This window comes from Streptomyces sp. NPDC050988 (assembly GCF_044456225.1).
GTDB lineage: Bacteria > Actinomycetota > Actinomycetes > Streptomycetales > Streptomycetaceae > Streptomyces.
In genome coordinates this window covers 62,761-71,408 of sequence record NZ_JBITFQ010000047.1, presented here as the reverse complement: position 1 = coordinate 71,408, position 8,648 = coordinate 62,761, and the positions used below count along the sequence as shown (strand labels likewise).

Sequence of the window (8,648 nt, the reverse complement as noted above, 5' to 3'; positions counted from 1 at the left end):
CGCCCCCGAACCCCCAAAAGATTGCGCAGTTCCCCGCGCCCCTAAGGTCTTTAGGGGCGCGGGGAACTGCGCGATCAGCCCCCACCGGCCCGCACCCGAAACACACCCCACGGGGTCTGGGGCGGAGCCCCAGAAGGACGGGAATGGGTAGGGGCGGCGGGGGCGAAAAAAGGTCGGGCTCCTCAGGCCAGTGCTCGGCCCAGTACGTAGATCGCCGGGGCCGCCGCCGCCAGCGGGAGGGCGACTCCCGCGGTGAAGTGGACGAAGCGGGACGGGTAGTCGTAACTGGCGACGCGGTGCCCGATCAGGGCGCAGGCGGCGACGCCCACGCCGAGGACCGCACCGGACGGCGCACCGAGGTCGGTCAGCCCGCCCATCAAAGCCCCCGCCGCAACCCCCGCCACCAACGCCACAACCACCGAGACCACCGTCGGCAAGGGCACCGCCCGAGCCAGAACCGCCGCCCCGACCACCACCGCACCCACCGTCACCGCATCCGGCTCCGCCGCCAAGTGCCCCGTCGCGACGATCGCCAGGGCCGCCGAGACGACCGTGGCCATCAGCCCGTACATCCGCTCGTCCGGCGACGCGTGGCTGCGGAGCTGAAGGACCAGCGTCAGCAGGACCCAGACGCCGAGCGAGCCGAGGATCGCGGCGGGCGCGTTCTCCCGCCCGGCCGCGAGCAGCGCTACGTCCGAGGTGAGCGCCCCCGCGAAGGCGAGCGCGATGCCCTGCCTGGCCGGCCACATCCCGTTCAGCCGGAACCAGCCCGCCGCGGTCACTGCCTGGAGGATCACGAGCGGTACGACCAGTGCGTACTCCCCGACGGCCGCCGCCCCGGCCATCAGCAGCCCGAGGACCGCCGTCAGAGCGGCCGGCTGCAGGCCCGGCTCGATGATCGGCGAACGCCCCTCCGCACGGGCCCGCTGCGCGGCGGTGAGGCTGGAGCTCCCGGTGACAGTGGCCGGCCCGTACTCAGGCGCGGAGCCAGAGCCAGAGCCAGAAGCAAAGGCAGAGGCAGAGGCAGAGGGGGGTGCGGCGGGCGTGGGCGTCTGGCCCGCGTAGCCTCCGTGGCCCTCGTGGCCCTCGTGGCCCTCGTGGCCCTGGGGCCCCTGCGAGCCCGGGTAGCCCTGGAGCTGCCCGCCCTGGCCCGGCTGACCCGGCTGGCCCGCCTGGTTCCAACCCGTCTCCGCCGGCATCGGCTGCCCCACTACCCCGTACTGGGCGCCCTGAGCGCCGTACTGAGCCGCGTACTGCTGCTCCCCCTGCCGGCCCCCCGGCCCGGGCGGAGCCTGCTGCGGGAAGTACGCCGTGTCCGCGGACGGTGCCGGGGCCGATGCCGGGGCCGGGGCCGGGGCGGTCGGCGTGATGTGGGGATGGACCTGGGTCTCCCAGGTCTGGCCCTCCCACTGCTGGGTGTACTGCTGCTGGTCGGGCTCGCCGTCGGCCTCGTACTGCTGCTGGCCCGGCCAACCGGACGGCGGCGGCTGCTGCGACTGCTGCTGCTGATAGGGGTCGTAGCCCTCGTAGGGCCCGTTCCCGTTCCCCTCGTACGGCTGGTTGCTCATGGTCCCGTCACCCTCCTGCGAACGGCGGGAGCACTTCGACCGTGCCGCCCTCGGCCAGCCGTACCGTCTCATGTCCGCGGGTGCCCACGGGGTCACCGTCGATGAGGAACGAGCATCGCCGCAGGACGCGGACGAGTTCGCCGGGGTGTCGCTCGCGTGCCGCGTCGAGCGCGTCCGCGAGGGTCTCCGCCTCGTACGGCTCCTCCGCGACGCCCGCTGCGGCCTTGGCGGCGGCCCAGTAACGCACCGTGCCCTTTGCCATCTGATCCCTGATTCCTGATTCCTGATCGCTCCGTCGACATCGACATCGACATCGACGATCAGCCGGTTGGTCGGTCGGTGAATGGGTGACAAGCACCGCCAAGGCTAGCCCGCGGGTGCTGCCGCCCCGGTCGCCCCGGCTGCCCCAGTCGCCCCGGCTGCCCCCGCTGCCCATTGGCCGATGCGGGCCAGCAGCTCGTCGTCCGCCGCGTTCTCCGCGTGGCCCATTCCCGGCTCCAGCCAGAGGTCGGCGTGGCCGTCGGAGGCGTCGGCCAGCATCCGGGGGTGGTCCACCGGGAAATAGCCGTCCTGCTCGCCGTGGACGATCAGCAACGGCGTGGGCGCGATCAGCGGGACCGACTCCACCGGGGAGGAGGGGACGGGGTCCCACTCGCGGTGGTGGATGCGGGTGCGCAGGCCGTAGCGGCCGACAGCACGGCCCGCCGGGCGGGTTACCAGCCAGTGCAGGCGGCGCATAGGGGCCGTGCCCCGGTAGTACCAGCGAGCGGGTGCGCTGACGGAAACCACCGCGTCCGTATGCGCTCCCGTGCGCCCCTCGTGCTCCTCACCGCCGGCCGAATTGATCGCCGCGTGCCGCAGGACGACGGACCCGCCCATCGAGAAGCCGACCGTGGCCACCCGGGTGTGACCGAGTTCTCGTGCCCACTCCACCGCCGCCGCGAGATCGAGCACCTCGCGGTCGCCGACCGTCGAACGCCCGCCGGAGGCGCCGTGGCCCCGGAAGGAGAACGTGACGACCGCCCCGTACTGCGTGAAGGCGGTCGCCGCCCGACGTACGTGCAGCCGCTCCAGGTCGCCCGTGAAGCCGTGTGCGACGACGATTGCGAGGTCGCCCGGGACGTCACCGAGGGGTACGTCCGCGGTGTCGGACGTACCCCTTCCGGGGTCGTACGCGGCATCGATCGTGACCCCGTCGACCGTGCGCAGAAATCTCCGCATAGGTGGCCGCAGGGTTGTCTCAAGGCGTGGACGAATCAAAGATCGCGTCACATGACCTGCCGGACCTAGGTTCATGTGGGCTATTCTGCTGGGCAGAGGACTCGGGCAGCGAAGCCCCCGGGTCCTTTTGCGCTTTCTGGAGCGTTGTATACGAACGCTGTATACGACTCCCCGGGGAAGTATCGCGACACGAAGTGCGATGTCAGAGCGCGATTGCGGCGCCCAGGGGCGCGGGAGCCGCGAGAAGTACGAAGCAGTGCCGCAAACGTCCTCGCAGGGACCGAGGAGGAACCGACGTTATGGGCAAGCAAACCGTGCAAGACCGTGTGACGACCCAGGCAGGTGGGGTGCGATGAGTTCTCTGCTGCTCCTTACCAATGCTCTTCAGCCGTCGACGGAGGTGCTTCCCGCCCTCGGCCTGCTGCTGCACAACGTGCGCGTGGCTCCGGCGGAGGGCCCCGCTCTCGTCGACACCCCTGGTGCCGACGTCATCCTGATCGACGGGCGGCGCGACCTGCCTCAGGTCCGCAGCCTCTGCCAGCTGCTGCGGTCCACCGGGCCCGGCTGCCCCCTCATCCTCGTCGTCACGGAGGGCGGTCTCGCGGCCGTCACCGCCGACTGGGGCATCGACGACGTCCTGCTCGACACCGCTGGTCCGGCGGAGGTCGAGGCACGGCTGCGGCTGGCCATGGGCCGCCAGCAGATCGTCAACGACGACTCCCCCATGGAGATCCGCAACGGCGACCTGTCGGTCGACGAGGCGACGTACTCCGCCAAGCTCAAGGGCCGGGTCCTCGACCTGACCTTCAAGGAGTTCGAGCTCCTGAAGTACCTGGCGCAGCACCCGGGCCGCGTCTTCACGCGCGCCCAGCTGCTCCAGGAGGTCTGGGGCTACGACTACTTCGGCGGCACGCGGACCGTGGACGTCCACGTACGACGGCTGCGGGCGAAGCTCGGACCCGAGCACGAGTCGCTGATCGGGACCGTCCGCAACGTCGGCTACCGATTCGTCACGCCGGAGAAGGCGGACCGCGCGACGGACCGTGCGGCGGACGAGGCGAAGGCCAAGGCGGCCCAGCCGAAGCCGGGGGACGCCGAGAATACGGACGAGTCGGCACACCTCGACGCCACCGAGACCGCCGAGGTCACGGTGGAGGCACAGGAGCCCGTACGACCTGCACAGAGGTAGTTCCATCCGCGTAGACTCCGCGCGTGGCCAAGGTGACTCGGGATGATGTGGCACGGCTGGCAGGGACGTCGACTGCCGTCGTCAGTTATGTCATCAACAACGGACCCCGGCCGGTTGCCCCGGCCACGCGCGAGCGTGTCCTCGCCGCGATCAAGGAGCTGAGCTACCGGCCGGACCGGGTTGCCCAGGCCATGGCGTCGAGGCGTACGGACCTCATAGGCCTGATCGTGCCGGACGCGCGCCAGCCCTTCTTCGGGGAGATGGCGCACGCGGTCGAGCAGGCCGCGTCCGAGCGCGGGAAAATGGTGCTCGTCGGCAATTCCGACTATGTCGGCGAGCGCGAGGTCCACTATCTGCGGGCCTTTCTCGGAATGCGGGTCTCGGGGCTCATCCTCGTCAGCCACGCCCTGAACGATCTGGCCGCCGCCGAGATCGAGGCGTGGGACGCCCGGGTGGTGCTGCTGCACGAGCGGCCCGAGGCCATCGACGACGTCGCCGTCGTCACGGACGACATAGGCGGCGCCCAGCTCGCGACACGTCATCTCCTTGAGCACGGGTACGAGTACGTCGCCTGTCTGGGCGGTGTCGCGGAGACCCCCACCGTCGGTGACCCCGTCTCCGACCACGTGGAGGGCTGGCGGCGTGCGATGCACGAGGCCGGGCGCTCGACGGAGGGCCGCCTCTTCGAGGCGCTCTACAACCGGTACGACGCGTACAAGGTGGGGCTCGAGCTGCTGGCCGGGCCGGATCGGCCGCCGGCGATCTTCTGTTCCACGGACGACCAGGCGGTCGGGCTGTTGCGGGCCGCGCGTGAGCTTCGGATCGATGTGCCGGGGGAGTTGGCCGTCGCCGGGTTCGACGACATCAAGGAAGCGGCGTTGACCGATCCGCCGCTGACCACGATCGCGAGCGATCGGTCTGCGATGGCTCGGGCTGCGGTGGATCTTGTGCTGGATGATGGGCTGCGGGTCGCCGGCGCTCGGCGTGAGCGGTTGAAGTTGTTCCCGTCGCAGTTGGTTGTGCGGCGGTCTTGTGGGTGTGGGTAGCTCCGCTGGGTGGGTTGTTGGTTGGCTGCGGGTGAGTGGGGGCTGGTCGCGCAGTTCCCCGCGCCCCTAAAAGACTGCGCCGTTCCCCGCGCCCCCAAAAGCCAAAAGATCGCGCCGTTCCCCGCGCCCCTGAGAAGTCGGCCCTCGCCAAGTGGCGAGGGCCGATGTCTGTTCAGGAGTTTCTAGAACAGCAGGTTGTACTGGTTGAAGCCCGTTCCCAGGCTGGTGCGTGCCGCGAAGAGGTCGCTGGACGCCTTGTTCGTGCCCCGGTAGAGCCAGAGCGTGCCGCCCGAGTCGCGGGCCATGACGTCGGCCACGCCGTCACCCGTCACGTCGCCGTTGGAGACGTACGAGGTGAAGTTCCAGCCGGTACGGGCCTTGATGCGGGCCGACCAGGGGGTCTTCTCCTTGCCGGTGCCGCGGTAGAGCCAGAGGGTGCCGTCCGTGGAGCGGACGAGGAGGTCGGGCTTGCCGTCGCCGGAGAGGTCGCCGTGGCCGAAGATCTTCACGTTCTTCCAGGAGCCGCTGACGACCTTGACCTTGCCGTAGAACTCGCCGTTGCCGCGTCCCGGGTAGAGGTAGACCGAGCCGTCGGCGTCGACCGCGAGCAGGTCCGGGCGGGCGTCGCCCGTCATGTCGCCGGGGATCGCGTACGACTTGTAGCCGCCCCAGACCGAACTGATCTGCATCCAGGTCCAGTCGCCGGCGGCGTGGTCCATGTAGCTGCGGTACAGCTTGCCGTCGGTCTTGTCGCGGACGATCAGGTCCTGGTAGAAGTCCCGGTCCAGGTCGGCCTGGAGGACCCAGGTGGCGGTCTGCCAGCCGTTGCCCTGGTAGGCGCGCTGGGCCAGCGAGGTGCCCTTGCTCTCCTGCTGGAAGAGGCCGCCCGAGGGCGTGCGGACCAGCAGGTCGGCGCGGCCGTCGTACGTCAGGTCGGTGTCGTCGACGCGCGGCTGGGCCGCCCAGGCGTAGGAGCTGACCTTGGTGAAGACCGGGTAGGCGCCCTTGCCGGTGCAGCCCGCGACGCCCCAGGAGACGATTCCGACGATCTTGTTGCCGACGACCAGGGGGCCGCCGGAGTCGCCGTTGCAGGGGCTGTTGGTGCCCTCGTCGGCGCCGGTCGCGGGGGTGCCCGCGCAGGTCATCGAGCCCTCGATGAACTCGTCGTCGCCGAGGACCGCCTGCATGGCGCTGTTGCAGGTCGAGTCGGCGACCAGCGGCAGGCTCGCCTTCTTCAGCTTCGTCGAGAGGGTGGCGTCCTCGGCGCCGGAGGTCAGGCCCCAGCCGTAGACGGTGGCCGCGGTGCCGGCCTTGTAGAGCGCGCTGTCGTCGGACGCGGCCAGCCGCAGCCACTGCTGCTCCAGCGGGCGGTCCAGGGTGAGCACCGCGATGTCGTTCTGGGCGGTGGCTTCGTTGTAGCGGGGGTGGGTCCACTGGCGGTAGACGCCCGCGGGGGTGCCGGTGGTGTAGTCGTCGAGGTCGGTGGTGCCGGCCAGGACGGCGCCGTTGCTCACCCAGTCGAGGCCCGCGACGCAGTGGGCGGCCGTGAGGACCTTGTTCGGGGCGACGAGGGTGCCGCCGCAGAAGTAGCCGTTGCCGGTGGCCGGGTCGGAGTAGCCGAGCTGGACCATCCACGGGGCACTGGCGATGGTGGTCTCACCGCCGCCGATGATGAACGGGGACTTGCTGGGCGAGGCGTCCGCAGGGGTCTCGCCGGTCGCCTTCGCCGCCGCGACGATCCGGTCGCGCAGCTCCTTGGCGGAGGCGGCCGGCTTCGCGGGCTGCGAGAGGTTCGCGTCGGGCAGACCCCCGGTGGGGTCGTCCGCCGCTGTCGCGGGCTGGGCCGCGAGGACGCCGGCGCAACTCAGCGCCAGCGCGAGAGCGGCCGCGGGGAACGCCGTGGCGGGGCGTCTCCAACGGTCGCGCAGGGCACGTATCACTCAGGGCTCCTGAGGTGGTGGTGTGTCGTGAACCCACCAAGATTGCGCCCCTCGTTTCCCGTTGCACACGTTCTTCACAGTGGTCCGACAAGTATTCGTCCGCCGCTTCCCGCACATCACCGTGCCGCAACCCCCCGTTTCACCGATTTCAGCGGCCTCCGGCGGCTTTATATCGGGCATACGCGGTTCTGTCGGGCTTCTCAGGGAGCGCTCAGGGAGCTCTCATGGTCGGGCGTCAGAGTCTGAGTCATGACCGAGAGCTTCCGCCGCAGCGGCGAGTACCCCCAGGGCGACCAGCAGCAGTCCGCGTACACGCAGGGCGACGCGCAGCAGTCCGCGTACCCCCAGCAGCCGTACGCCTCCGCGCACCCCGCGAGCTCCTCCTCCGACTCCGACTCCGCAGACTTCTCGACCTCCTCCGTGAACCCGGAGTGGCCGCCCCCGCCGGCGTACGAGCCGGCGCAGCAGGGCGCCGCTCCCACGGCCCTCCTCACCGAGCCCGTCTCCCCGGCTCCCGCCGCTCCTCGTAGGCGCGCCAAGGGTCCGCTGGCGCTGCTGGCCGCCGTGGCGATAGCCGCCGCGGCCGTGGGCGGCGGTACCGCGTACGCCTTCCAGGAGCTGACCGGCAACGACACGGTGGCGTCCAGCAGCACCAGCACCAGCGTCGTGCCCACCAGCGAGAAGGGCACCGTCGCCGGGGTCGCCAAGGCGGTCAGCCCGAGCATTGTCGAGATCAGCGCCACCTCGAACGCCGGCCAGTCCACCGGTTCCGGCGTGATCATCACCAGCGGTGGCGAGATCATCACCAACAACCACGTGGTCTCGGGCGCCTCCGAGATCAAGGTGCAGCTGAGCAACGGCAAGTCGTACACCGCGAAGGTCGTCGGCACCGACAGCAAGAAGGACCTCGCGCTCATCAAGCTGGAGGACGCGCCGTCCGGTCTGACGGTCGCGACGCTCGGCGACTCCGCGGGCGTCAAGGTCGGCGACCAGGTCGTGGCGATCGGCTCCCCCGAGGGTCTGACCGGCACGGTCACCAGCGGCATCGTCTCCGCGCTCAACCGTGACGTCACCGTCTCCACGGACGAGAGCCAGGGCCAGCAGCAGCAACAGCAGGGCGGCGGCGGTCAGTGGCCGTTCGAGTTCGGCGGCCAGGAGTTCAACGGCGACACCGGCTCGTCCACGACCACGTACAAGGCCCTCCAGACCGACGCGTCCCTCAACCCGGGCAACTCCGGCGGCGCGCTGATCGACATGAACGGCAACATCATCGGCATCAACTCCGCGATGTACTCCGCCGCGGACGCCACCTCGTCGAGCGCCGGCAGCGTGGGCCTCGGCTTCGCCATCCCGATCAACACCGTCAAGGCCGATCTGGACACCCTGCGAGCGGGCGGCTCCGACAGCTGACCGTCCGCCCGTCCTCTCCGCCCGCCCCCTCCGCCTCACCCTCTCCGCCTCACCCCCTTCGCACCGAGCCACCCGGAGTTCGTCATGAAGATCAGGAACGTCTCCCACACCCTCGCGGGCGCCGACCCGGCCGCCTTCGCCCTGGCCCTCGAAGTGGCGTACGAGCTTCACGCGCCGGCGCCCCGCGCGCCCGAGGTGGCCCCCGCCGCCGCCCCGCGCGGCGCCCGCCGCGGTGCCGGCGCCCGTACCGGCCGTACCGTACGAGGCTGATCCC

Annotated in this window: 8 protein-coding genes; 4 read left to right on the top strand and 4 right to left on the bottom strand. The window is 70.8% G+C overall.

What is annotated here, in order from left to right; translation table 11 throughout:
* Positions 1-182 precede the first annotated feature (182 nt).
* The 3 genes from ACIBEI_RS47440 to ACIBEI_RS47430 all read right to left on the bottom strand — a co-directional run bounded on the left by ACIBEI_RS47440 (position 183) and on the right by ACIBEI_RS47430 (position 2,864).
* Positions 183-1,568 carry a hypothetical protein gene (locus ACIBEI_RS47440; RefSeq protein ID WP_398897531.1) on the bottom strand — a complete coding sequence of 462 codons (1,386 nt, stop codon included), beginning with the start codon at positions 1,566-1,568 and terminating at the stop codon, positions 183-185.
* A 7-nt stretch (positions 1,569-1,575) separates the two neighbouring features.
* Entirely contained in the window at positions 1,576-1,830 is a 255-nt protein-coding gene (locus ACIBEI_RS47435; RefSeq protein ID WP_143639489.1) for a MoaD/ThiS family protein, read from the bottom strand.
* A gap of 104 nt (positions 1,831-1,934) precedes the next feature.
* Positions 1,935-2,864, bottom strand: coding sequence for an alpha/beta hydrolase (locus ACIBEI_RS47430; protein WP_398897530.1), 930 nt, complete (start codon positions 2,862-2,864; stop codon positions 1,935-1,937).
* 277 nt (positions 2,865-3,141) lie between these two features.
* Between ACIBEI_RS47430 and ACIBEI_RS47425 the strand changes: the two genes are divergently transcribed.
* On the top strand, positions 3,142-3,978 hold the full coding sequence (locus ACIBEI_RS47425) for a winged helix-turn-helix domain-containing protein (protein WP_398897529.1): 837 nt from the start codon (positions 3,142-3,144) through the stop codon (positions 3,976-3,978).
* A gap of 23 nt (positions 3,979-4,001) precedes the next feature.
* Positions 4,002-5,024: a LacI family DNA-binding transcriptional regulator gene (locus ACIBEI_RS47420; protein WP_398897527.1), complete on the top strand. Its 1,023-nt coding sequence runs from the start codon at positions 4,002-4,004 to the stop codon at positions 5,022-5,024.
* Between the two features lie 182 nt (positions 5,025-5,206).
* Here ACIBEI_RS47420 and ACIBEI_RS47415 read toward each other — a convergent pair whose 3' ends face one another.
* The gene (locus tag ACIBEI_RS47415; protein ID WP_398897526.1) at positions 5,207-6,964 is read right to left on the bottom strand and encodes a trypsin-like serine protease; all 1,758 of its coding nucleotides are present in this window, start codon (positions 6,962-6,964) and stop codon (positions 5,207-5,209) included.
* 249 nt (positions 6,965-7,213) lie between these two features.
* Here ACIBEI_RS47415 and ACIBEI_RS47410 point away from each other — a divergent pair, with 249 nt between their 5' ends.
* Together ACIBEI_RS47410 and ACIBEI_RS47405 are read left to right on the top strand one after the other, a co-directional pair.
* Positions 7,214-8,374, top strand: coding sequence for a S1C family serine protease (locus ACIBEI_RS47410; RefSeq protein WP_398897524.1), 1,161 nt, complete (start codon positions 7,214-7,216; stop codon positions 8,372-8,374).
* 84 nt (positions 8,375-8,458) lie between these two features.
* Complete coding sequence (locus tag ACIBEI_RS47405) at positions 8,459-8,644, top strand: hypothetical protein (RefSeq protein WP_398897523.1); 186 nt, start codon at positions 8,459-8,461, stop codon at positions 8,642-8,644.
* Positions 8,645-8,648: the final 4 nt, after the last annotated feature.

Excerpts from the sequence above, each read along its gene's own strand:
- ACIBEI_RS47405 (WP_398897523.1), top strand. The coding sequence starts at position 8,459 with ATGAAGATCAGGAACGTCTCCCACACCCTCGCGGGCGCCGACCCGGCC.
- ACIBEI_RS47440 (WP_398897531.1), bottom strand. The coding sequence starts at position 1,568 with ATGAGCAACCAGCCGTACGAGGGGAACGGGAACGGGCCCTACGAGGGC.
- ACIBEI_RS47425 (WP_398897529.1), top strand. The coding sequence starts at position 3,142 with ATGAGTTCTCTGCTGCTCCTTACCAATGCTCTTCAGCCGTCGACGGAG.
- ACIBEI_RS47435 (WP_143639489.1), bottom strand. The coding sequence starts at position 1,830 with ATGGCAAAGGGCACGGTGCGTTACTGGGCCGCCGCCAAGGCCGCAGCG.
- ACIBEI_RS47430 (WP_398897530.1), bottom strand. The coding sequence starts at position 2,864 with ATGAACCTAGGTCCGGCAGGTCATGTGACGCGATCTTTGATTCGTCCA.
- ACIBEI_RS47410 (WP_398897524.1), top strand. The coding sequence starts at position 7,214 with ATGACCGAGAGCTTCCGCCGCAGCGGCGAGTACCCCCAGGGCGACCAG.